A 22,100-nucleotide genomic window follows, 5' to 3' on the forward strand; every position below is an offset into this window, starting at 1 on the left:
TAACTTTAACCTGCAGAGGATGATGCTACGTGAGCCTTGCCCTTGATCTGCCGCGACTCGAGACCACCCTGCGCTTGCCGGCTCAGGATGAACTGCAAAACCTTCTGCAGGGCCTGCTGCAGCCAACCGCCCGCATCGACTCAAAGTACTTTTACGATGACCGTGGCTGCGCGCTGTTCACCAACATCTGTCGCCTCGACGAGTATTATCCGACACGCACCGAGGCACAGATTTTCTCTGATTACCGCGAGGCTATCAGCGCGCAACTGCCGGACGCCCCGCAGTGGGTTGATCTCGGCTGCGGCGACTGCAGCAAGACGCAGCAGTGGCTGAATGCCGTGCAGCCGGCGCGCGTGATCGGCGTCGACATCGCCGGAGAGTTTCTGCACAGCTCCATGGCCGCCGTCGCCAGGGAGAACCCGGATATCGAGTGTGTCGGTGTGGTCTGCGACTTCACCCAACAGCTTGAGCTGGAGCATGTGCTAGCCGAGCGCCCGGGTCACCCCCCGGTCTTCTTCTACCCCGGGTCGTCCATCGGCAATTTCGAGCCCCGCGATGCCATGCGCTTTCTCAGGCGCATACGCGCCCACTGCGGGGAACACGGACGCCTGCTGATTGGCGCCGACCTGCTCAAGCCTCGCGACATACTGGAGGCCGCCTACGACGATGCCAGCGGCGTCACTGCCGCGTTCAACCTGAATATTCTCAACGTCGTCAACCGAGAGCTGGATGCCGATTTCCAACCCGAGCTGTTCCGTCATCATGTCCGCTTCGACGAAGCCCATCGGCGCATCGAGATGCAGCTGGTTGCCCGCGAGCGGCACAGTGTGCGACTGGCCCGCCACACCCGCCGCTACTTTGGCGCCGGCGAGCACATAGTGACGGAGTACTCCCATAAATACAGTGTCGACGAATTTCGCGCCCTGCTCGCCGCCAGTGGGATGCGCTGCAGCCACTACTGGACCGACCCGCAAAACTGGTTCGGCGTTTTCCTGGCGGAACCGGCATGAACCGTTTGGCCCAGCAAGCGGCGAGCGGCGGCCTGCCATTCGACTACGCTCAGGTGCGTGCACGGTCGCTGGACCTGATTCGCGGACTCAGTGCCGAGGATTGCCAACTGCAATCCATGGCCGACGCCAGCCCGTTGAAATGGCATCTGGCGCATACCACCTGGTTTTTTGAAACCTTTGTGCTCGCCGCATTACCGCAGCCGCCCAAGGTGATCGATCCAAGCTACACAGTGCTGTTCAACTCCTACTACGTGGGCATTGGCGAACGTCATTTGCGCGCCGAGCGTGGCCTGCTATCACGGCCAACCCTGGAGGAGGTGCTCTCCTACCGCAAGCAGATTGACCAGCAGCTGCAGCAGGTGCTGGCTGACACACCGCAAGACAGCGCCCTCGCTAGCCTGGTGACCCTCGGCCTACAGCATGAACAGCAGCATCAGGAGCTAATGCTGACCGACCTGAAGCACCACTTTTCCTGCAATCCGCTGCAGCCCGCCTGGCGAGCAGCAGCGCCTGAACAGGCGTGCGCTGCGGGCATCGCTCAAGCATCTGCCTATCGAGCCATACCGGGCGGGCTGTGTGAAATAGGCGCGTACGACGACGGCTTCAGCTATGACAACGAAGGCCCGCGTCATCGGGTCTGGCTGGAACCCTTCCTACTCGGCGAGCGCAACGTCAGCAATGGCGACTTTATCGCCTTTATCGCGGACGGCGGGTACCAACGCCCCGAACTGTGGCTGTCCGACGGCTGGGAGTGGGTCAGCCAGCGGCAGGCACAGGCTCCCCTCTACTGGCAGCAGGATGCCGATCAACACTGGCTTGCCTTCACCCTGGCGGGCTTGCACCCGCTAAACCGCGACGCGCCCGTGTGTCATATCAACCTGTACGAAGCGGACGCCTATGCGCGCTGGGCAGGTGCGCGACTGCCAACCGAAGCCGAGTGGGAGCATGCGGCACGCGCCGAGCCCAACCTTGCCGGGCTGTTCGGCGAGGTCTGGCAATGGACCAACAGCGCCTATTTACCGTACCCCGGCTACCAGCCGGCCGCTGGTGCCGTGGGCGAGTATAACGGCAAATTCATGATCAACCAGATGGTCCTGCGCGGCAGTTCCTGTGCCACCCCGGCGGGTCACAGCAGACCCTCCTACCGCAATTTCTTCCCGCCCGCGGCGCAGTGGCAATTCAGCGGACTGCGCCTGGCGCGCAATCTTTGAACCTCAGACATTAAAAAAGGCCGCCCCGTTACCGGGGCGGCCTTCTTACTGGCACTAACGCGTCGCTGAATCAGTAGCCCAGCGCGAAGTTGTCAGCATCCATGTCCATCAGGTTGTCCGCACCGGACAGGATCGCCTCAACGTGAGTGCGAACGCGCGGCAGGATGCGCTGATAGTAGAAACGGGCAGTCTGCAGCTTGGCCTTGTAGAAGCCCTCTTCCGCGGTACCGGCAGCCAGCTTCTCGGCAGCAAGACGTGCCATGTCAGCCCAGAAGTAGGCCAGGCAGGCGTAACCGCTGTACATCAGATAGTCCACAGACGCAGCGCCGACCATTTCGCGGTCTTTCATCGCGGCCATGCCGATCTTCATGGTCAGCTCGCCCCACTCCTTGTTCAGCGCAGCCAGCGGTGCGACAAACTCAGAGATGGCTTCGTTGCCCTCGTTGTTCTGGCAGAACTTGTGCACGATCTTGGTGAAGCCCTTCAGCGCTTCGCCCTGGGTCATCAGAACCTTGCGACCCAGCAGGTCGAGGGCCTGAATACCGGTGGTGCCTTCGTACAGCATGGAGATACGAGCGTCACGCACGTTCTGCTCCATGCCCCACTCGGCGATAAAGCCGTGGCCACCGTAGATCTGTACACCGTGGTTGGCCGCTTCAAAACCGACTTCGGTCATGAACGCCTTGGCGATCGGCGTCAGGAACGCCAGCATGGCGTCAGCCTGCTTCTTCTGCTCGGCATCCTGGCTGTTCTTCAGAATGTCGACCTGCTTGGCAGTGAAGTACACCATGGCGCGGTTGCCTTCGGTGAACGCCTTCATGGTCAGCAGCATGCGACGCACGTCCGGATGAACGATGATCGGATCAGCCGGCTTTTCCGGTGCCTTGTTGCCGGTCAGCGAACGCATCTGCAGACGCTCACGGGCGTACTGGATACCGCCCTGGAAGGCGATTTCGCTGTGTGCCAGACCCTGCAGTGCAGTACCCAGACGCGCAGTGTTCATGAAAGTGAACATGGCGTTCAGACCCTTGTTCGGCTCGCCGATCAGGTAGCCGGTAGCACCGTCGAAGTTCATCACGCAGGTCGCGTTGCCGTGGATGCCCATCTTGTGCTCGAGCGAGCCACAGGTGACACCGTTGCGCTCACCCTTCTCGCCATCGGCGTTCACCAGGAACTTGGGCACGATGAACAGGGAAATGCCCTTGGTGCCGGCCGGTGCATCGGGCAGGCGAGCCAGCACGATGTGGATGATGTTCTCCGACATGTCGTGCTCGCCGGAAGAGATGAAAATCTTGGTGCCAGACACCTGGTAAGTACCATCAGCCTGCGGCTCGGCCTTGGTGCGCAGCATGCCCAGGTCGGTACCACAGTGCGGCTCGGTCAGACACATGGTGCCAGTCCATTCGCCAGAGACCAGCTTGGGCAGGTAGGTGTGCTTCTGCTCGTCGGTACCGTGGGCATCCAGAGTGTTCATGCAGCCATGGGACAGGCCCGGGTACATGCCCCAGGACCAGTTGGCCTGACCAACCATCTCGCTGATGGCCAGACCCAGCGACTCGGGCAGACCCTGACCGCCGTGATCCACGTTGTGGGCCAGGCTCGGCCAGCCGCCTTCAACGTACTGCTGGTAGGCTTCCTTGAAGCCGGTCGGGGTAGTCACACCCTCAGGGCTCCAGGTACAGCCTTCGGTGTCACCCACGCGGTTCAGCGGGGCAATCACCTGCTCACAGAATTTAGCGCCTTCTTCCAGAATGGCATTGACCATATCCGGCGTGGCTTCTTCGCAGCCGGGCAGGCTCTGATAGTGTTCTTCATAACCCAGAAGTTCATCGCGGACGAAGCGAATGTCACGCAGGGGAGCCTTGTATTCGGGCATGGTACTGGACCTCAAGTGTTGTATCAGTATGCACGGGCAGCCGAGGCTGCGGTTGTGGTGGCTGCGCGGCAGCCGATTCAAACAGACGTTTGAAACATACGTTTACGCCAAGGCGTTGTCAACCCCGGCATGAATGCCAAGACATCATTGAAATTGAGAGTAGCAGGAGGTAGTCAGGCAGAGGCCTGAAGTGACGGAGCGCCGGAATCAGCAGCAATATTGCGATACAAACTAAGGTCGGCGACGGCAGCCTCTGCGCCCTCGCTGTCAGCGCTGGACTGATCATCCACCGGGTCTTGGTCACCCGCGCGGGATGCAGCCGCAGGCCGTTCACCCTCGTCGGTCTCGGCGGTGGCCAGCTCAACCCGGGCCTGAGCAATCAGCTGTGCGGCCTGGGCAGCAATGGCGCGATCAGCTGAAGAGGGTTCAGCCGGTGCCAGGGCGGCGCGACGCACCTGCTCCATTTTGTCGATAGTCGCCTGCGGATCACCCGCCACAGGCGACGTAGAGATAGGTACCTCGCCACCCACGGCGTACTGCCGCCCGTCCGGGCCTCGTTCGTAGGTATAGCTGGCGGTGCCAGCGTACTGCCCGCCAACGGCAACGTGCGCCTGTTCGTGCGCCCGCACCTCTCGGTCGCGGGCAGCCAACTCGGCAATCTCCTGCTGCTCAATCAGCGCCAGCTCGGCTTCAGCCTTGCTCAGCTGCTCGCGCTTGCTTTGCTCGGCAGCCGCCGCCTGCTCGCCCTCGGTACCGGGTGCGGCAGCGGAATCTGACTCGTCAACAGGTGGGAAACGCGTGGCCGCCTGGCCGGGGGGCATTGGCTCGCTGATCGAAATGCTACGAGCCGTGAACGTGGTCAGCGCCGAAGGCTGGTATGCGGGGGGCAGACTGCTACCGACACTGACCATGACAGGTGTCCGGGGGGTGGCCTAGACAGTAACGTCCAGCAAGGTGCCAAGCACCTCGTCAGCGGTGTCGATTACCGACGCGCCAACTTCTGCTTCCTGACGGCCCTGCTGCAGCTCAACCAGGCTGTCGACCAGATTGACCGGACGATTGGTTTCTACAGCCGTAGAGGCTGCTGCCTGGCCGGTAGCCGGCTGGGCAGGTTGGGCCGCATTGAGCGCGGGATCAGCGGACAGCCCGGCGCTGGCGATCTCGGAAGCCGCCGCATTGATACGGTTCTGACCCTGGCGTACCGAGGTCAGACCAGATGAGATAAGGTCAAGGGTAGGCATGGGCACCACCTCTCACATTAGGTTTCCCGTCATTCAAGCACAAATGGGCAAACGGCCCAACACCGCTGGTCGCATCAGACCAGTGGCGACACCTCCAGATGGGCCGCCACGGCCGCTGCGTCAGCCTTTGCCAACCGGGGCACCACGCCCAGACAGGGCGCCTGGATCCGTTGCCGCAGAGTCGCCAGGTTCTCGGCCTGCCGGTCCATATCCGGATCAACATGGTTGGCCACCCAGCCGGCCAGCTGCAGCCCGTCTGCTGCAATCGCGCGGCAACTGAGCAGCGCGTGATTGATGCACCCCAGACGCATGCCGACCACCAGAACCACCGGCAGTTTCAGCGCTATTGCCACCTCACTGAGCAGTTCCTGGTCGTTGAGCGGCACACACCAGCCACCGGCTCCTTCGACCAGGGTCAGATCCGCCTGTCGGTCAAACACCTGCCGGCAGGCGCCCGCCAGCGCCTGCGCCGTCAGCGGTACATTTTCCTCACGCGCAGCGATATGCGGCGCGATAGCGGCTTCCAACGTCACCGGGTTAATCAGATCGTAGGCCAGCGGTGGTTCGCACTCGGCCTGCAGCGCCAGGGCATCTTCATTGCGCAGCCCGTCGGGAGTGCGCTCGCAGCCCGCTGCTACCGGTTTGACGCCCGCGGTCGTCAGGCCGCGCAGGCGCGCGGCGTGCAGCAGGCCGGCGGCCACAGTAGTCTTGCCAATCTCGGTATCGGTACCAGTAATGAAGTACTGCTTGCTCATGACGAATTACCTACTTGTGCAGAATGATCTGGGCCACCTGATAGGTCGCCGGCAAACCGGCAACCTGACGATAGGTTTCATAGGCGGCAGTCAAGGCCCTCAGGCGCGCGCGTCCGGTCAAGCCGCCTGGACGACCGGCATTCAGATTATGGGCGCCGAGGGCCTTCAGCTCATGGGTCAAGGCACTGAGCTGCGGGTAATGCAGCACATGGGTTTCCACTTCACAGTGCCAACGCGCAAAACCGGCTTCCGCCAGCACGGCCTGCAGCTGCGCCAGCGGCATGAAACGATTGACATGGACATAGCCGTCCACCTGCTCCCAGGCACCACGCAACTCGCCAAGCGTGCCCTCGACCAGCGTGTTGAAGGCCATGCAGCCACCCGGCAACAAGACTCTTCTGGCCTCACTCAGCGCACGCCCAAGATCAGGGCACCACTGCAACGCCAAACTGGAAAACAGCAGGTGTTGTGAGTCGCCCCGCAACGGCAGCGCCTCTGCATCGGCAGCAATCCAGGCCGCGCGTTCGGGCCCCTTGGTGCGCGCAAAACACAGCATGCCCTCGGCGATGTCCAGCCCCAGCACCGGGCGCTCAAATCGAGCGTTCAGGGCTCGGGTGAAGTAGCCCGTACCGCAGCCAAGATCGACCAGCGAGTGCGGCTGCAGATCATCTGGCAGGCGCGCCAGCAGGTTGCTGCCGACCTGCCGCTGCAGCTCGGCCACCTGGTCGTAGGTGCTGGCTGCGCGACTGAAGGAGGCAGCAACCGCCCGCTTGTCGATGGCAACGGCGTTCATTGCCGCTCCAGCCAGTTGCCGATCTCGCCGGCCAGCCAGATGGGAGCCTCCAGCGGCAGCGCGTGACTGGCCTGGGGCAGCACACAGATCTCGGCTTGCTCGTTTAGCTGCGCCAGCGCCTGCGCTGCACCGGCCGGCACCAGCGCATCGGCGCCGGCGAGACAGTGCAGCACCGGCTGCTGGCAGCGCTGCAGCGCAACACGGTTGTCCAGCACACCCAACAGCGCGAGATGGTTGACCCGCTGCAGCGGGTCCAGACCACTCCAAACCAGTTGCCGACTCAGCTCGCGCGCGCGGTCAGCGCCTTGGGTGACCAGCAGACCAAAACGCCTGAGTGCACGTTCGGGCTGCTCTCGGGCATCGCTGATAAACCCCTTGAAGGTCTCCGGCGCCATCGCTTCGGGCCAGCCCTCGCGCGCGGAAAAACAGGCATTGCTGGCAATGGTCACCACGCCCGGGAAGCGCTCGGGAAAGCGTCGCTGCAGCTGCACCGCCAGCACGCCACCCAGCGACCAGCCACCCAGCCAGCCAGCCGGCAAGGCTTCGGCCAACGCAGTCAGGTCTGGCTCCAGGGTCGACATCTGCAAGCCGGGCGGCAGCTCTGCTACCTGAATGTTCAGCGCGGGTAGGCGCTCCTGCAGGGCCTGCTGCAAAGGCAGCAAATTATTCGCCGCCAGTGCCCAGCCAGGCAGCAGGGTAAAATTACTCATGAATCAGCTCCTGTTGCGCCTGCGCCAGTGTCTCAAGCAGACGATCAACCTGTTGTTCGGTATGGATGGCACTCAGCGTTACCCGCAAGCGCGCGGTCCCCTTGGGCACCGTGGGCGGGCGAATCGCGGTGACCAGTATGCCGCGTTGCCGCAGCGCCGCCGAGAGCGCCAGGGCACGTTTACTGCTGCCGACCAGAATCGGCTGAATCGGCGTCGGGCTGTCCATCAGCTCCAGCCCCAACGCCTCAACGCCTGCGCGAAAGCGGCGTATCAGGGCAGCAAGGTGGCCGCGGCGCCAGCGCTCGTCACGCAGTAAACGCAAACTGGTAAGCGTGGCATGCGCCACAGCCGGCGGCTGGCTGGTGGTGTAGATGTAGGGTCGGGCAAACTGGATCAGGGTTTCGATCAGCTCGTCGCTGCCGGCGACAAAGGCCCCTGCCGTGCCAAAGGCCTTGCCGAGAGTCCCCACCAGCACCGGCACCTGCTCCATCGACAGGCCAAAATGCTCGACGATGCCGCCACCCTGCTCGCCCAGGCAGCCAAAGCCATGGGCATCATCGACCATCACCCAGGCCCCGGCACTGGCGGCCTCGGCGCACACGGCCGGCAGATCGGCCAGGTCGCCATCCATGCTGAACACGCCGTCCGTCACTACCAGCGTATTGCCCTGCGCCTTGCCCAGACGACTACGCAGGCTCGCCGCATCATTGTGCAGGTAGCGCGAGAAACGCGCGCCGGCAAGCAACCCGGCATCCAGGAGCGACGCATGATTGAGCCGGTCCTGCAGGACGGTATCGCCCTGCCCTACCAGCGCCGTCACGGCGCCCATATTGGCCATGTACCCACTGGACAGCAGCAAGGCCCGAGGCCGGCCGGTAAACTCGGCCAGCGCCTCTTCCAGCGCATGGTGGGCGCCACTGTGGCCGGTCACCAGGTGCGATGCACCACCGCCCGTGCCCCAGCGCCGCACGCCCTCGACAAAGGCATCATTGACGCGCGGATCGTTGGCCAGGCCGAGATAGTCATTGCTGCAAAAGCTCAGCAATCGCTCGCCATCGACCAGCACCTCGACGCCCTGCGGCGTTTGCAGCAGCGGACGCTGACGATACAGGTGCGCAGCACGGCGCTCGGCGAGGCGGGAGGAGAGATTGAAGGACATCAGAAAGCTCCAAGCGACAAGCAGCAAGCTTCAAGCCACAGCAGACCAGCTTGCGGCTTGCAGCTTATGGCTTGAGGCTGCCGTCGTCAGACGGCCGAATAAAACAGTTTGCTATCGCGCTGCTCAATAAGCGCCTGTTCGATCGCCGCCTGGTGCACTTCGTCGGCGTGCTCTTCCCGGGCCTCGGGCTGAATGCCGAGGCGCTCGAACAGACGCATGTCCTTGTCCGCCTGCGGATTGCCGGTGGTCAGCAGTTTCTCACCGTAGAAGATGGAGTTGGCACCGGCCAGAAAGGCCAGGGCCTGCATCTGCTCGTTCATTTGTTCGCGGCCGGCGGACAGGCGCACATGGGACTCGGGCATCATGATGCGGGCCACTGCGAGCATGCGAATAAAGTCGAAGGGGTCCACGTCCTCTTCTTCGGCCAGGGGCGTGCCCTTGACCTTCACCAGCATGTTGATCGGCACGCTCTCCGGGTGCTCCGGCAGGTTGGCCAGCTGAATCAGCAGGCCCGCACGGTCCTCCAGGGACTCGCCCATACCCAGAATGCCGCCAGAGCAGATTTTCATCCCGGCGTCGCGCACGTAGGCCAGCGTTTGCAGACGCTCGCTGTAGGTGCGAGTGGTGATGATGTTGCCGTAAAACTCGGGCGAGGTATCCAGGTTATGGTTGTAGTAATCCAGTCCGGCCTGCGCCAGCGCCTCCGTCTGCTCCTGGGTGAGCTTGCCCAGCGTCATGCAGGTTTCCAGGCCAAGCGCCTTGACGCCCTCGACCATCTTCAGCACGTACGGCATATCCTTGGCAGACGGATGCTTCCAGGCCGCGCCCATGCAAAAGCGGGTGGAACCAATAGCTTTGGCGTCTGCTGCGGCCTGGAGCACCTTTTCCACTTCCATCAGTTTTTCTTTGTCCAGGCCGGTGTTGTAATGGCCCGATTGCGGACAGTACTTGCAGTCCTCCGGGCAGGCACCGGTCTTGATGGACAGCAGGGTCGAAACCTGCACACGGTTAGGGTCGAAATACTGGCGGTGTACGCTCTGGGCCTGAAACAGCAAGTCGTTGAACGGCAGCTTGAACAGCGCCAGCACCTCGGCCGGGGTCCAATCGTGGCGGGTCACGGAAGCGATCATGGGTATTGTCCCTGTTATCTGTCTGAGAACCGCGTGGCGGTCCTAGGGTCTGTTGACGTTTCGTTCACCCGCCTGCCGGAGGCCATTTTTCGGCCAGGCGAGGCGGAGGGAGCGCAGTGTGGTCATTCCACATAAGCGACCGACAACGCAGCATGGCCGAAAAATGGCCCCGGCCCTGCGGGTTGCGCCTGTAAAGCCGCCACTCGTCGTCGCTCGTCGCTCACGTGGAATGACCACGCTACGCTTCTCGCTCCTTGATTGGCGGCTTTACAGGCAGCAACAGGCGGATGAACGAAACATCAACAGACCCTAACTCTGCAGGGAATCATAACGGCAGCACGGAGGCTGTCAACCATTGAAAAACACACCGGTTTACATATGGATAAAAAACAACCTATCAGACACCTGCCTGCTCTGCCTGGCATCGCCGGATGGGACACAGGACGATATTTGCCACGCCTGCCTGGCTGACCTGCCCTGGCAGCATGCCTGCTGTGCACGCTGCGCAATGCCGCTGCCACACGCCAGCGCTCGCTGCGGTCGTTGCCTGGCCAAACCACCAGCCTTCTGTCACGCGGTAGTGCCACTGCTCTACCGCTTTCCGCTGGATGCGCTGATCACTGCGTTTAAATATCACCGCCACAACCGTTATGGTCTGCTGCTGGCTCGCTTGTTGGCAGATTATCTGGAGCAGCACCTCGCGGAACCCGGGGCCCTGGTACCTGAGCTGCTGCTGCCCATCCCGATGCACCCTAAAAGACAGGCGCAGCGTGGCTACAACCAGGCATTTGAGCTGACGCGCGACCTTGCCAATGCATTGCAACTGCCCTGTCGCGCCGGCCTGCTGCAGCGAGTGCGTCAGACGGCCCCCCAGGAAGGACTGGATGCCGCCGCACGTCGGCGCAATCTGCGTGGCGCCTTCGCCTGTCCGCAGCCCGAGCAGGTGGAGGGTCGCCACCTGGCGCTGATCGACGATGTGATGACCACCGGCGCCACCCTCAACGAAGCCAGCCGCACCTTGCTGGCAGCCGGCGCAGCCTCAGTGCAGGTCTGGTGTGTTGCGCGCACACCCTGAGCGGTACTGCGCGGGCGGCCCGGCTCCTGCTACCCTTGTCGGCTCAAACGCCAATATCGAGCCCCCACCATGTCCAGCCACCCGTTTTCCACCCTCACCCCCGACACCGTGCTGGACGCGGTCGAGTCGCTTGGCTATCTGTCCGACGCCCGCATCCTGACGCTGAATAGCTATGAAAACCGGGTATTCCAGGTTGGCATCGAAGACGCTCAACCGCTGATCGCCAAATTCTATCGCCCGGGTCGCTGGAGCGACGCCGCCATCATCGAGGAGCACACTTTCAGTCTGGAGCTGGCCGAGCGGGATATTCCGGTAATCGCGCCGGAGCAGATTGACGGCCAAACGCTGTTCGAGCATGCCGGCTTTCGTTTCAGTCTGTTCCGTCGCTTTGGCGGCCATGCGCCCGAACTGGACGACCCGGACCACCTGCTGATGCTCGGCCGCCTGGTCGGCCGCCTGCACGCGGTCGGTTCCATGCATCCGTTCAAGCATCGCCCGACGCTGGATTGGCAGAGTTTCGGGCGCGACAGTGTGGACTTCCTGCGCAGTGCAGAGGTGGTTCCCAGCAGCCTGCAGCCGGCCTATTTTTCCGTTGCCGAAGATCTGCTGCAGGTTGTCAATGAACGGCTGCAGGCCTACCCGGCCAAGCAGATCCGCCTGCACGGCGACCTGCACGTCGGCAACCTGCTGTGGCGCGACGACAGCCTGTATATGGTCGACCTGGATGACTGCCGCATGGGGCCGGCGGTGCAGGATCTGTGGATGATGCTGTCGGGGGAACGCGACCAGCGACAGGCCCAGCTGTCCGAGCTGATTGACGGCTACAACGAGTTCCACGACTTCAATCCGGCCGAACTCGCTCTGGTTGAGCCGCTGCGCAGCCTGCGCCTGGTGCACTACAGCGCCTGGTTGGCTCGGCGCTGGGACGACCCGGCGTTTCCGATGCACTTCCCCTGGTTTGCCCAGGAGCGCTACTGGGCCGACCAGATTCTGACCCTGCGCGAGCAGCGCGCCGCATTGGATGAGCCGGCGCTTCGGCTCTTCTGATCTGCGCCTATCAAGCCCATCAATGGCCGTTCCCTGACTGTAAACGACTCAATACACTGCCCCGCGATGACTTCTGAGGTGACCGACATGTCCGAACTGCTGATTGACCAACGTAACCTGGCATTTGAACTCTACGAAGTGCTGGACGCCGAGGCGCTGACCCAGCGCCCGCGCTTTGCCGATCACAACCGCGAAACCTTTGACGCGGCCATCGGCACGGCCCGTACCATCGCGGAAAAACTGTTCGCACCGCACAACCGCAAGAATGACGAGAACGAGCCGAAGTACGTCAATGGCGCGGCGGAGCTGATCCCGGAGGTCAAACCGGCGGTCGATGCCTTCCTTGAAGCGGGCTTTCTGAACGCCACCCGCACCTTCGAGCAGGGCGGCATGCAGATGCCGAATCTGCTGTCCCAAGCGTGCTTCGCCCATTTCCAGTCAGCCAACGCCGGCACCTCGTCCTACGCCATGCTGACCATGGGCGCGGCCAATCTGATCGAGAGCTTCGGCACCGAGGAGCAGAAAGAGCGCTACCTGCAGCCGATGATCGAAGGCCGTTTCTTCGGCACCATGGCACTGACCGAGCCCCATGCGGGCTCCTCGCTGTCCGACATTCGCACCAAGGCCGAGCCTGCCGGTGACGGCAGCTATCGTCTGAAGGGCAACAAGATTTTCATCTCCGCTGGCGACCACCCGCTGTCCGAGAACATAGTGCACATGGTGCTTGCCAAGCTGCCCGACGCACCGCCCGGGGTCAAAGGCATCTCGCTGTTCATCGTGCCCAAGTTCCTGGTCAACGACGACGGCAGCCTGGGCGAGCGCAACGACGTCACCCTGGCTGGCCTGTTCCACAAGATGGGCTGGCGCGGCACGACGTCCACCGCGCTGAACTTCGGCGACAAGGACAACTGCGTCGGCTATCTGGTCGGCAAGCCGCACCAAGGGCTGTCCTACATGTTCCAGATGATGAACGAAGCGCGCATCGGCGTTGGCATGGGCGCGGTGATGCTCGGCTACGCCGGTTACCTGTACTCGCTGAACTACGCCCGCGAGCGCCCGCAGGGTCGCCTGCCCGACGGCAAGAACCCGAGCGCGCCGCAGGTATCGATCATCGAGCATGCCGACGTCAAGCGCATGCTGCTGGCACAGAAAGCCTACGTTGAAGGCGCCTTTGACCTCGGCCTGTACGCCTCTCGCCTGTTCGACGACACCGAAACCCTGGAAACCGAAGAGCAGCGCAAGACCGCACTCGAGCTGCTGGATCTGCTGACTCCGATCGTCAAGGCCTGGCCGTCCGACTACTGCCTCAAGGCCAACGAACTGGCGATCCAGATCCTCGGCGGCCACGGCTATACCCGTGAGTACCCGGTTGAGCAGTTCTATCGCGACAACCGGCTGAACCCGATCCACGAGGGCACCAACGGCATCCAGTCGCTCGACCTGCTGGCCCGCAAGGTGACCATGAACGGCGGCGCCGCGCTCAAGCAGCTGTCCAGCCTGATCCAGGACTGCTGCAAGCGCGCAGGTGAGTACAGCGAGCTGAATGACCTGCGCGAACCGCTGGAAAAACTGCACGCGCATATCGGCAAAGTGACCCTGGCACTGCTGGGTGATATGGGCCAGGGCAAGGTCAACGAAGCACTGGCCAACTCCGCACTGTACCTCAAGGCGTTCGGCCACATGGTGATCGGCTGGCGCTGGCTGGAGCAGGCGATCAAGGCTCAGCAGGGTCTGGCCGGCGGCAACGACGCAGACGCCGCGTTCTATCAGGGTAAACTGCAGGCCGCCCGCTACTTCCTGCGCTGGGAAGTGCCGTCCTGCCACCATGATCTGGAGGTGCTGGAAAGCCGCGACCTGACCTGCTTCGACATGCAGGACAGCTGGTTCTGATCAGCGCGTGACCGCCCTGCCGTTCGCGGCATCCCAACAGGCCACCTTCGGGTGGCCTGTTGCGTTTATGGAACCGCTGGCCGGCCATGTGGTCGGCTTTCCAATCCCCGCCGGGACAGCTAACCTTGGGAAGCGCTGACGCACTGCGCTTTCTCTACCTTGTCAGGAACCCCCTTATGCTGCGTTTTTCCGTGCTGTTGTGCTGGCTGCTGTTGTCCTCCTGGGCGCTGGCCCAGCAGACACCCTCAGCAGACGAGCTCGACAAGCGCATTGAGGAGATCAACGCCAACATCGAGAGCGTCAACAACAGCAGTCTGCCGGAGGCAGAAAAGCGCGAACTCAGTGAAACCTACCAAAACACCCTGAGTTTCGCCCGTCAGACCCAGCAGACCGTGCAGGAGCAAGCCGCCCTGCAGGAACAACTGGCCGATGCGCCGCGGCAAACGCAATCCATTCGCGCCGAGTTCAACCGCCTGTCCAAGGCCGACGGCAATGCCAGCCGTGAGCAACTGGAACGTCAGGAACTGGGCCAGCTGGAAACCCGACTGAGCGAGCAGGTCAGTCAGATGTTTACCTGGCAAAACGAGCTGACCGCCGTTAACGGCCAGCTCATCTCCGCGCAGACCCGCCCCGAACGCACCCAGGCCAACGTCTCGGAAAACCAGCGGCGCACCCAGCAGCTGAACGAGCAACTGCGCAGTCTGCAACGCCAATCCCCCAGCCAGGTGACCCGCGCGCGCATCGACCTGCTACAGGCCGAGCTCGACTATCTGACGGCGGACAGCGAACTGATGCGCCAGCGCCTGGCAGGCAACAGCGCACTGCAGGATCTGGCCAGCCAGCAAAAGAACCTGCTGAACCTACAGATTCGGCGGATTGAGGACGAGATACGCCTGCTGCAAAGCGTCGTCAACGAAAAACGACAATCCGCCTCGGAGAAGACGGTCAGCGAGGCCACCCTGCCCGAGGAGCTGGGGCAGAACAAGGTGCTGCAGGCCCAGAGCAGCATCAACCGCCAGTTGAGCGAGGAGCTGCTCGATGCCACCCGTCAGATCGGCATTCTGACGCGCGACAATATCGAGACCAAACAGCAGACCGAGCACCTGACCCAAATCGACAAGGCGCTGGAACAGCAGATTGAAGTACTCGAAGGCAGCCTGCTGCTGTCACGTATTCTGCACCAGCAGAAAAGTGAGCTGCCCCGGGTAGAGACGGACAAGAATCTGGCCGATCAGATTGCCGACCTGCGGTTGCGTCAGTTTGAACTGAACCAGCTCATCCAAAGCCTTGCCAACCCTGACGCCTACCTCAACGACTTGCTGCTGAAACTGCCGGTACGTCAACGCGACACCCTGCGCCCGGCACTGGAGCAGATGGTCAACGCGCGGGTCAACCTGGTCGAGCAGTTGAACAACAACATCAATACGCTGATCAATCTGGGCATCACCCTGCAGATAAACCAGCGCCAGCTGCAGCAACTGAGCAGTGACCTGCGCCGTACCATCGACGATCAACTGTTCTGGGTTGCCAGCAGCCGCCCGATCGACAAGGCCTGGCTGTTGGAGCTGCCGGCAAACGCTGCCAATCAGTTCAATCGGCTGGACCTGCCTCAACAGGCCCGTAACCTGCTGAGCAACCTGAAGAACCATCTGATCTGGTGTCTGATCGGGCTGGTCGCGCTGGCGATCCACCTGTGGCGCCGGCCCATGCTGCTGCGGCGCATCAACACCCTACACGACGAGGTCGGGCACTTTCGCCGTGACACGCCCTGGCATACCCCGCTGGCGTTACTGCTGACGGCTATTCGGGTATGCAACGTGCCGGTGCTGCTGGCCGCCATCGGGCTGGTCATCCAGCTCGACAACGAACGCGGCATGCCCATCCTCAGCGGTGCCCTGTTCAACCTGTCACTGGCCTGGTTTGCCCTGCATCTGATGTACCGGGTGTTTGACCCACGCGGCATCGCAACGCGCCACTTCCATTGGGACGTCGATCTGGTCCAGCGCCTGCGCCGGCTGGTGCGCAACCTGGCCTGGGTGTTGTTGCCACTGGTGCTGGTGCTGGGCCTGCACGGCAGTATGCCGGAGTATGTCGGCAGTGACGCACTGGGGCGCTCGGGCATGCTGGTTGGCATGGCGGCGCTGGCCTTTCTGCTCGGCCGCTTCATGCTGCGCAGCGAGCCGCTGTACAGCTCGCGCATTGTTCACTACCTGGCCAGTGCGCTGCTTATTCTCACCCCGCTGGCGCTGGCGGGCCTGACGCTCTGGGGCTACCACTACACCGCCGTCAAGCTGGCCGAGCGCTTTATCGACAGTCTGTATCTGATCGTGCTGTGGATGCTGGTGGAAGGTACCGTGGTACGTAACCTCAACGTTGCCGGTCGGCGCCTGGCGTATCAGCGCGCCGTGGCCAAGCGCGAAGCGGCTCAGGCGCGCGAGGGCCAGCAGGAGACCGAGGTGGCGGTCGAGATTCCGGAAATGAACCTGCAGCAGATCAACCAGCAGTCCCTGCGCCTGGCCAAGCTGACGCTGCTGATCCTGTTTGCCATCGCGCTCTATTTCACCTGGGCCGACCTGATCAGCGCCACCTCCTATCTGGAGTCGGTCACCCTCTGGCACTACGAAGGCTCCGGGCTGAATGCCGGCGAGGCGGTGCCCATCAGCGTCGGCGACATCCTTGGCGCCCTGGTTACGGTCATTCTGACCCTGACGCTGGCTCGCAACCTGCCGGGCCTGCTGGAAATACTGGTGCTCTCGCGTCTGGAGCTGCGCCAGGGCAGCAGCTATGCCATCACCACTCTGCTCAGCTACGTGATCGTCGGCTTTGGCCTAGTGTCGTCACTGTCGACCCTCGGCGTCAGCTGGGACAAGCTGCAGTGGCTGGTCGCCGCGCTCGGTGTTGGTCTGGGTTTTGGCTTGCAGGAAATCTTTGCCAACTTCATCTCCGGCCTGATCATTCTGTTCGAGCGACCGGTGCGTATTGGCGATGTGGTCACCATTGGCCCGCTGTCGGGCACCATCAACCGCATCCGCATTCGCGCGACCACTATCACCGACTTTGACCGCAAGGAAATCATCGTCCCGAACAAGAACTTCGTAACCGAGCAGATCATCAACTGGTCGCTGCAGGACACCATTACCCGGGTCATCATCAAGGTCGGCGTTGCCTACGGCTCGGATGTCGCCTTGGTGCGCAAGCTGTTGATGCAGATTGCCCAGAACAACCCCCGCGTGCTCAAAGATCCGGAACCGCTGGTGTTCTTCCTCAACTTCGCCGAGAGCACCCTTGACCACGAGCTGCGCATTCACGTCAAGGAACTGGTGGACCGCAACCTGGCGATTGACGAGATCAACCGCGAGATTGAACGCCTGTTCAAGGAAAACGGCATCGAAATCGCCTTCCGTCAGCTGGACGTCAACCTGCGCAGCAGCAAGGGGCTGGAGAAACTGGTGCAAAGCTATCGCATTGACGAAAAAGGCAGCGCCAGCGTCGCTGCCGAACCGGCGCGCCCGGCGGCCGCGCAAGACCCGATTACCCCCGGTGACCAGGGTGACGGCGCCGGTGGTGCAGACGACTTGTCACCGCGCTGAGCAGCACCAGCCGGCGCTTGCCGGCGCTTGCCGGCGCGTCGCAGCGCTGGGCAGAATAGCGCCTCTGCAACCCTGAGAGTGCTGCCATGCCCAAAGCCGCGGACCTGAAAAAAGGCCATATCGTTCAGCTCAACAGCCAGCCGTATATCGTTAGCCAGATCGAGGTCAAAAGCCCGTCCTCGCGCAGCGGCACCACACTGTACAAGGTACGTTTCAATCACGTGCAGACCAAGCAGAAGCTCGACCAGAGCTTTACCGGCGACGACGTGCTGAGCTTTATCGACTTCCAGAAGCGCCCGGTGCAATTTCTCTATCTGGACGCCGACGGCTACACCTTTATGGATAACGAAGACTTCGCCCAGTTCACCCTGACCGCCGACCAACTGGAAGATCAGTTGCCTTACCTGCACGACGGCATCGAGGGCCTGTACGGCCTGCTGGTCGAAGGCAACCTGGTCGGCATCGAGCTGCCGGCAGTGGTGGAAATGGCCATCGAACAAACCCCACCCGCCATCAAGGGCTCGTCCGCCAGCGCGCGCACCAAGACCGCGCGCTTTGCCACCGGCCTGGAAATCCAGATCCCCGAGTATCTGGAAACCGGCGAGGTGCTGCGTATCAACACCGAGTCCGGCAAGTTCATGTCCCGCGCCTGAGCGCCCCAAAGCACCGCGGCCTCGCGGTGCAGCGGTTGCACTGACCCACACACTGAAACAGAATACGACGAATTTTCATTTAAAAAGGACGCTGGCGCGCCCCTCATGAACGTCAAACTCTGGTTTCTGATCCACAAGTGGAGCAGCCTGGTCTGTACCCTCTTCCTGTTGATGCTGTGCATTACCGGGCTGCCGCTGATCTTTCATCATGAGCTGGAGCATTTGCTGGAAGATGAGGTCGAGGCCCCGGCCATGCCAACCGACACCCCGATGGCCAGCCTTGATGTGCTCAGCGAGCGCGCGCGCAGCGCCCGTCCAGGCGATGTTATTCGCTTCATGTTCTGGGACGACGAAGACCACCCGAATCAAACCTTTGTGTCCCTGGCGCCAACTCAAGACGCCAAGGCCGAGGAGGCCCGCACGCTGGTGCTGGACTCTCGGACCGGCGCCCTGCTGGACGAGCCCGGCCCGCCCGGCGGCTTTCTGTACATCATGTTCAAGCTGCACGTAGACCTGTTCGCCGGCCTGCCCGGCATGCTGTTTCTGGGATTCATGGGGCTGCTGTTTGTTGTCGCTATTATCTCCGGCGTGGTGCTCTACGCTCCCTTCATGCGCAAACTGGACTTTGGCACCGTGCGCCGTGAGCGCAGCAGCCGCTTGCAGTGGCTCGACCTGCACAACCTGCTCGGCGTGGTCACGCTGGTCTGGGCCTTGGTCGTAGGGCTGACCGGCGCAATCAACACGCTCAGTCCAATCGTTGTCGGGCTATGGCAGCAGGGTCAGCTGGCGGCAATGACCGCCGACTACGCCGAGCGCCCGGCACCAGAGCAGATCGGCTCGGTACAACAGGCGTTGGATACTGCCAGCGCCAGCGCTGAAGGCATGCACCTGAGCCTGATAGCCTGGCCCGGCAGCCAGTTCAGCAGCCCGCACCACTACGGCGTGTTCTTTCGCGGCGATACCCCGTTAACCTCCAGACTGCTGCAACCGGTGTTGGTGGACGCCAGTGCCGGCCACGCGCTTGAGCCTGAAGCCCTGCCCTGGTACGTGCAGACCCTGCTGCTATCGCAGCCGCTGCACTTTGGCGATTACGGCGGCATGCCGCTGAAAGTCATTTGGGCACTGCTGGATATCATCACTATTGTGGTCCTGATCTCCGGCCTCTATCTGTGGCTGGGGCGTCGCACTAGCGCCGCCCGACGGGTAGAGGAGATCAACAACGGCGGACAGGAGGCGCAACCATGAGCCGCTCTCCCCGAACGCTCTGGCAGGTTTTTCGCGCCCCCCTGCTGCTGGCGGTACTCAGCATGATTGGCCTGGTAGCTGCGCTGATCGGTGACGGCCTGCTGGACCTGCTGTCCTGGCTTGCCCTGGGCAGCACGCTGCTGGTGATTGCGTGGTACTGGAGCAGGCCCAGCGGTTAAACTGGCCGCTTTGACCGACGTCCAAGGAGTTCCCATGTCGCCGCATATCATTGAACCCGTCAGCCCCGCCAGTCGCGCCGTCATCTGGCTGCACGGCCTTGGCGCCGACTGCTACGACTTTGTCCCCGTCGTCGAGGCGTTGCAGCTGCCGGACAACCACGGCATTCGCTTTATCTTCCCGCAGGCGCCAACCCGCCCGGTCACCATCAACGGCGGCTTCCCGATGCCCAGCTGGTACGACATCCTCGGCGTGTCGCCCGCCCGCGCCATCAATCAGGCGCAGCTGGATGAGTCCATCGCCCTGGTACGCCAGCTGATTGATGAGCAATGCGCCCAGGGCATCGCGCTGGAGAATATCGTATTGGCCGGGTTCTCCCAGGGCGGTGCGGTCGTGCTGTGCACCGCAGTCAGCAGCCAATTGCCACTGGCTGGCGTCATGGCGCTGTCGACCTACGGGCCAGATCTGGACAAACTGCTGCAAGATTATCCGGTACTGCAACCGCTGTCCGTGTTCCATGCCCATGGCCGCTTTGACGAGGTGCTGCCTCTGAGCATGGGTCGGCAGGCGCATGACCTAATGCAGGCCGCCGGGCACCAGACCCGCTGGCATGAGTATGCGATGGCGCACGAGGTCTGCATGCCGGAGATTGCCGACATTCGCCAATGGCTGGTCGAACGACTAGGGCTCTAAGCGCGGCAGCACGGCACACCCCGGCCCCTGCTGTTCAAAAAACAACCGCAAGGCTTCGCTATCGCACGGCCTTGCATTACACTGCCTGATCTTCAATTTCCATGTAGTCGAGACATGCCTGTGCTCAAAGCACTGAAAAAGCTGATCAGCAAACCAGAAGAGCCGGCCCAGAAGCCGGTCGAGCAGACACCCCGTCAGGCCCCCGCCAGCGCTGCGGCAAAGCCGGACCATGCACCAACCCAGGCCCGCAAGCCGCGCCAGACAGAGCGCCAGCGACCGGCCAAGCCCAAGCCAGCGCCAGCGCCAGTGCCAGCCAAGCCCTGGAGCATCAACGACTTTCAGGTGCCCCCTGCCGAGGGCAAGAGTCGCTTTCACGACTTTCCGCTGCCAGACAGCCTGATGCGCGCCATTCAGGATCAGGGCTTCAGCTACTGCACGCCGATTCAGGCTGCCGTGCTGGGCAGCACCCTGCGCGGGCACGACGCCATCGGCCGTGCCCAGACCGGCACCGGCAAGACCGCTGCCTTCCTGGTCTCCACCGTCACCCAGCTGCTGGAAACACCGCCACCGGATGAGCGTTTCATGGGCGAGCCACGCGCGCTGATCATCGCGCCCACGCGTGAACTGGTGATGCAGATTGCCAGTGACGCCGAAGGGCTCACCAAACACTGTCCGCTGAACGTCATGACCTTCGTCGGCGGCATGGACCTGGACAAGCAGCTCAAGCAGCTCGAACAGCGCTACTGCGACATTCTGGTCGCCACCCCCGGCCGCCTGCTGGACTTCTGCAACCGCGGCGAAGTGCATCTGGACCTGCTGGAAGTGCTGGTGCTGGACGAAGCCGACCGCATGCTCGACATGGGCTTTATTCCGCAGGTACGCCAGATCATCCGCCAAACCCCGCGCAAGGGCGACCGCCAGACGCTGCTGTTCTCCGCCACCTTCAGCGACGACGTGATGAACCTGGCGCGCCAATGGACAGAGAACCCGGCCGTGGTCGAGATCGAGCCCGAGCGCCCGGCCTCCGAGAACGTCACCCAGAAGGTCTACGCCGTCAGCAGCGCCGACAAGTACAAGGTGCTCTACAACCTGGTCACCCAGCTGGAACTCGACCGCGTCATGGTCTTCGCCAACCGCAAGGACGAAGTGCGCCGTGTACAGGAGCGCCTGATGCGCGACGGTATCAATGCCGCGCAGCTGTCCGGCGACGTGCCCCAGCAAAAGCGCGTACGTACCTTGGAAAACTTCAAGAGCGGCAAGCTGCAGGTGCTGGTCGCGACTGATGTCGCCGGACGCGGCATCCATATCGACGGCATCAGCCACGTGGTGAACTACACCCTGCCGGAAGACCCGGAAGACTACGTACACCGCATCGGCCGCACCGGCCGCGCCGGCGCCAAGGGCACATCCATCAGCCTCGCGGGTGAAGACGACGCCTTTCAGGTGCCGCCTATTGAGGAGCTGCTGGGCAACAAGCTGGAGTGCATTCCGCCGGAGGAACGTTTCCTCAAGCCGGTGCCCAAGCGCCAGCAGAGCGCCGAGGAAAAGGCCGCCACCGACGCCAATGAAGCCGAACAGGCCGCAGCAGCCGCTGCCGCCCGCCGCCGCTCCGCGGGCAGCAACAGCCGCCGTGGTGGCGGTCGTCCCCAAGGGCGTCACTGACCCAGCCGTAGGGACACAGCATGCTGTGTCCGCATGCCCCCTTTGCGGACGCGACATGTCGCGTCCCTACGCGTAGCATCGGCACTACCCGCAGCTAGAAAACCTGACCATTCAGGCAAAAAAACGGCCACTTTCCAGTGACCGGGCTAATGACTATATCCTGCCTTTTTACCCCCTGCCCAG

Annotated in this window: 19 protein-coding genes; 11 read left to right on the forward strand and 8 right to left on the reverse strand. The window is 62.6% G+C overall.

Features of this window, described 5'->3' with window-relative positions; genetic code table 11:
• Positions 1-29: 29 nt before the first annotated feature.
• Together egtD and egtB are read left to right on the forward strand one after the other, a co-directional pair.
• Positions 30-1,010: an L-histidine N(alpha)-methyltransferase gene (egtD, locus tag CNQ84_RS01620; protein ID WP_096003165.1), complete on the forward strand. Its 981-nt coding sequence runs from the start codon at positions 30-32 to the stop codon at positions 1,008-1,010.
• Positions 1,007-2,221: an ergothioneine biosynthesis protein EgtB gene (gene egtB / locus CNQ84_RS01625; RefSeq protein WP_096003166.1), complete on the forward strand. Its 1,215-nt coding sequence runs from the start codon at positions 1,007-1,009 to the stop codon at positions 2,219-2,221. The genes egtD and egtB overlap by 4 nt, the downstream gene beginning before the upstream one ends.
• A gap of 70 nt (positions 2,222-2,291) precedes the next feature.
• Here the strand turns inward: egtB and CNQ84_RS01630 are convergent, their stop codons facing one another.
• From CNQ84_RS01630 to bioB, 8 genes are all read right to left on the reverse strand, one after another.
• A complete protein-coding gene (locus CNQ84_RS01630; protein WP_096003167.1) occupies positions 2,292-4,097 on the reverse strand; it encodes a phenylacyl-CoA dehydrogenase in 1,806 nt (601 codons plus the stop codon).
• Positions 4,098-4,270: 173 nt separating this feature from the next.
• A complete protein-coding gene (locus CNQ84_RS01635; RefSeq protein ID WP_096003350.1) occupies positions 4,271-4,918 on the reverse strand; it encodes a putative metalloprotease CJM1_0395 family protein in 648 nt (215 codons plus the stop codon).
• A 111-nt stretch (positions 4,919-5,029) separates the two neighbouring features.
• Positions 5,030-5,338 (reverse strand): hypothetical protein, encoded by a 309-nt coding sequence (locus CNQ84_RS01640; protein ID WP_096003168.1) that lies wholly within the window; start codon positions 5,336-5,338, stop codon positions 5,030-5,032.
• A 74-nt stretch (positions 5,339-5,412) separates the two neighbouring features.
• Positions 5,413-6,093, reverse strand: a complete 681-nt coding sequence (bioD, locus tag CNQ84_RS01645) for a dethiobiotin synthase (protein WP_096003169.1) — start codon at positions 6,091-6,093, stop codon at positions 5,413-5,415.
• A gap of 10 nt (positions 6,094-6,103) precedes the next feature.
• On the reverse strand, positions 6,104-6,886 hold the full coding sequence (gene bioC, locus CNQ84_RS01650; protein WP_096003170.1) for a malonyl-ACP O-methyltransferase BioC: 783 nt from the start codon (positions 6,884-6,886) through the stop codon (positions 6,104-6,106).
• A complete protein-coding gene (locus CNQ84_RS01655; protein WP_065335789.1) occupies positions 6,883-7,596 on the reverse strand; it encodes an alpha/beta fold hydrolase in 714 nt (237 codons plus the stop codon). Before CNQ84_RS01655 ends, bioC begins: the two co-directional genes overlap by 4 nt.
• On the reverse strand, positions 7,589-8,755 hold the full coding sequence (bioF, locus tag CNQ84_RS01660; protein WP_096003171.1) for an 8-amino-7-oxononanoate synthase: 1,167 nt from the start codon (positions 8,753-8,755) through the stop codon (positions 7,589-7,591). Before bioF ends, CNQ84_RS01655 begins: the two co-directional genes overlap by 8 nt.
• Before the next feature lie 86 nt (positions 8,756-8,841).
• The gene (gene bioB / locus CNQ84_RS01665) at positions 8,842-9,891 is read right to left on the reverse strand and encodes a biotin synthase BioB (RefSeq protein ID WP_096003172.1); all 1,050 of its coding nucleotides are present in this window, start codon (positions 9,889-9,891) and stop codon (positions 8,842-8,844) included.
• Positions 9,892-10,240: 349 nt separating this feature from the next.
• Here bioB and CNQ84_RS01670 point away from each other — a divergent pair, with 349 nt between their 5' ends.
• The 9 genes from CNQ84_RS01670 (at position 10,241) to rhlB (ending at position 21,917) form a co-directional block, all read left to right on the forward strand.
• Complete coding sequence (locus CNQ84_RS01670) at positions 10,241-10,960, forward strand: ComFC family protein (protein WP_096003173.1); 720 nt, start codon at positions 10,241-10,243, stop codon at positions 10,958-10,960.
• A gap of 69 nt (positions 10,961-11,029) precedes the next feature.
• Positions 11,030-12,007, forward strand: coding sequence for a serine/threonine protein kinase (locus CNQ84_RS01675; protein ID WP_096003174.1), 978 nt, complete (start codon positions 11,030-11,032; stop codon positions 12,005-12,007).
• An 87-nt stretch (positions 12,008-12,094) separates the two neighbouring features.
• Positions 12,095-13,897, forward strand: coding sequence for an acyl-CoA dehydrogenase (locus tag CNQ84_RS01680; RefSeq protein ID WP_096003175.1), 1,803 nt, complete (start codon positions 12,095-12,097; stop codon positions 13,895-13,897).
• A gap of 176 nt (positions 13,898-14,073) precedes the next feature.
• The gene (mscK, locus tag CNQ84_RS01685; protein WP_165771200.1) at positions 14,074-17,487 is read left to right on the forward strand and encodes a mechanosensitive channel MscK; all 3,414 of its coding nucleotides are present in this window, start codon (positions 14,074-14,076) and stop codon (positions 17,485-17,487) included.
• A gap of 86 nt (positions 17,488-17,573) precedes the next feature.
• The gene (efpL, locus tag CNQ84_RS01690) at positions 17,574-18,140 is read left to right on the forward strand and encodes an elongation factor P-like protein EfpL (protein ID WP_096003177.1); all 567 of its coding nucleotides are present in this window, start codon (positions 17,574-17,576) and stop codon (positions 18,138-18,140) included.
• 105 nt (positions 18,141-18,245) lie between these two features.
• A complete protein-coding gene (locus tag CNQ84_RS01695; protein WP_096003178.1) occupies positions 18,246-19,385 on the forward strand; it encodes a PepSY-associated TM helix domain-containing protein in 1,140 nt (379 codons plus the stop codon).
• On the forward strand, positions 19,382-19,564 hold the full coding sequence (locus CNQ84_RS01700) for a hypothetical protein (RefSeq protein WP_096003179.1): 183 nt from the start codon (positions 19,382-19,384) through the stop codon (positions 19,562-19,564). Before CNQ84_RS01695 ends, CNQ84_RS01700 begins: the two co-directional genes overlap by 4 nt.
• A gap of 34 nt (positions 19,565-19,598) precedes the next feature.
• Entirely contained in the window at positions 19,599-20,255 is a 657-nt protein-coding gene (locus tag CNQ84_RS01705; RefSeq protein ID WP_096003180.1) for an alpha/beta hydrolase, read from the forward strand.
• 120 nt (positions 20,256-20,375) lie between these two features.
• Positions 20,376-21,917, forward strand: a complete 1,542-nt coding sequence (gene rhlB, locus CNQ84_RS01710; RefSeq protein ID WP_245841209.1) for an ATP-dependent RNA helicase RhlB — start codon at positions 20,376-20,378, stop codon at positions 21,915-21,917.
• The last annotated feature ends 183 nt before the right edge of the window (positions 21,918-22,100 follow it).

The organism is Pseudomonas abyssi (assembly GCF_002307495.1).
GTDB lineage: Bacteria > Pseudomonadota > Gammaproteobacteria > Pseudomonadales > Pseudomonadaceae > Halopseudomonas > Halopseudomonas abyssi.

Bases quoted from the DNA above. Each gene is read 5' to 3' on its own strand.
- CNQ84_RS01655 (WP_065335789.1), bottom strand. From the start codon at position 7,596: ATGAGTAATTTTACCCTGCTGCCTGGCTGGGCACTGGCGGCGAATAAT.
- CNQ84_RS01700 (WP_096003179.1), top strand. From the start codon at position 19,382: ATGAGCCGCTCTCCCCGAACGCTCTGGCAGGTTTTTCGCGCCCCCCTG.
- CNQ84_RS01695 (WP_096003178.1), top strand. From the start codon at position 18,246: ATGAACGTCAAACTCTGGTTTCTGATCCACAAGTGGAGCAGCCTGGTC.
- CNQ84_RS01635 (WP_096003350.1), bottom strand. From the start codon at position 4,918: ATGCCCCCCGGCCAGGCGGCCACGCGTTTCCCACCTGTTGACGAGTCA.
- bioF (WP_096003171.1), bottom strand. From the start codon at position 8,755: ATGTCCTTCAATCTCTCCTCCCGCCTCGCCGAGCGCCGTGCTGCGCAC.
- bioC (WP_096003170.1), bottom strand. From the start codon at position 6,886: ATGAACGCCGTTGCCATCGACAAGCGGGCGGTTGCTGCCTCCTTCAGT.
- efpL (WP_096003177.1), top strand. From the start codon at position 17,574: ATGCCCAAAGCCGCGGACCTGAAAAAAGGCCATATCGTTCAGCTCAAC.
- CNQ84_RS01630 (WP_096003167.1), bottom strand. From the start codon at position 4,097: ATGCCCGAATACAAGGCTCCCCTGCGTGACATTCGCTTCGTCCGCGAT.
- CNQ84_RS01705 (WP_096003180.1), top strand. From the start codon at position 19,599: ATGTCGCCGCATATCATTGAACCCGTCAGCCCCGCCAGTCGCGCCGTC.
- CNQ84_RS01680 (WP_096003175.1), top strand. From the start codon at position 12,095: ATGTCCGAACTGCTGATTGACCAACGTAACCTGGCATTTGAACTCTAC.
- bioD (WP_096003169.1), bottom strand. From the start codon at position 6,093: ATGAGCAAGCAGTACTTCATTACTGGTACCGATACCGAGATTGGCAAG.
- CNQ84_RS01640 (WP_096003168.1), bottom strand. From the start codon at position 5,338: ATGCCTACCCTTGACCTTATCTCATCTGGTCTGACCTCGGTACGCCAG.
- mscK (WP_165771200.1), top strand. From the start codon at position 14,074: ATGCTGCGTTTTTCCGTGCTGTTGTGCTGGCTGCTGTTGTCCTCCTGG.
- CNQ84_RS01675 (WP_096003174.1), top strand. From the start codon at position 11,030: ATGTCCAGCCACCCGTTTTCCACCCTCACCCCCGACACCGTGCTGGAC.
- egtB (WP_096003166.1), top strand. From the start codon at position 1,007: ATGAACCGTTTGGCCCAGCAAGCGGCGAGCGGCGGCCTGCCATTCGAC.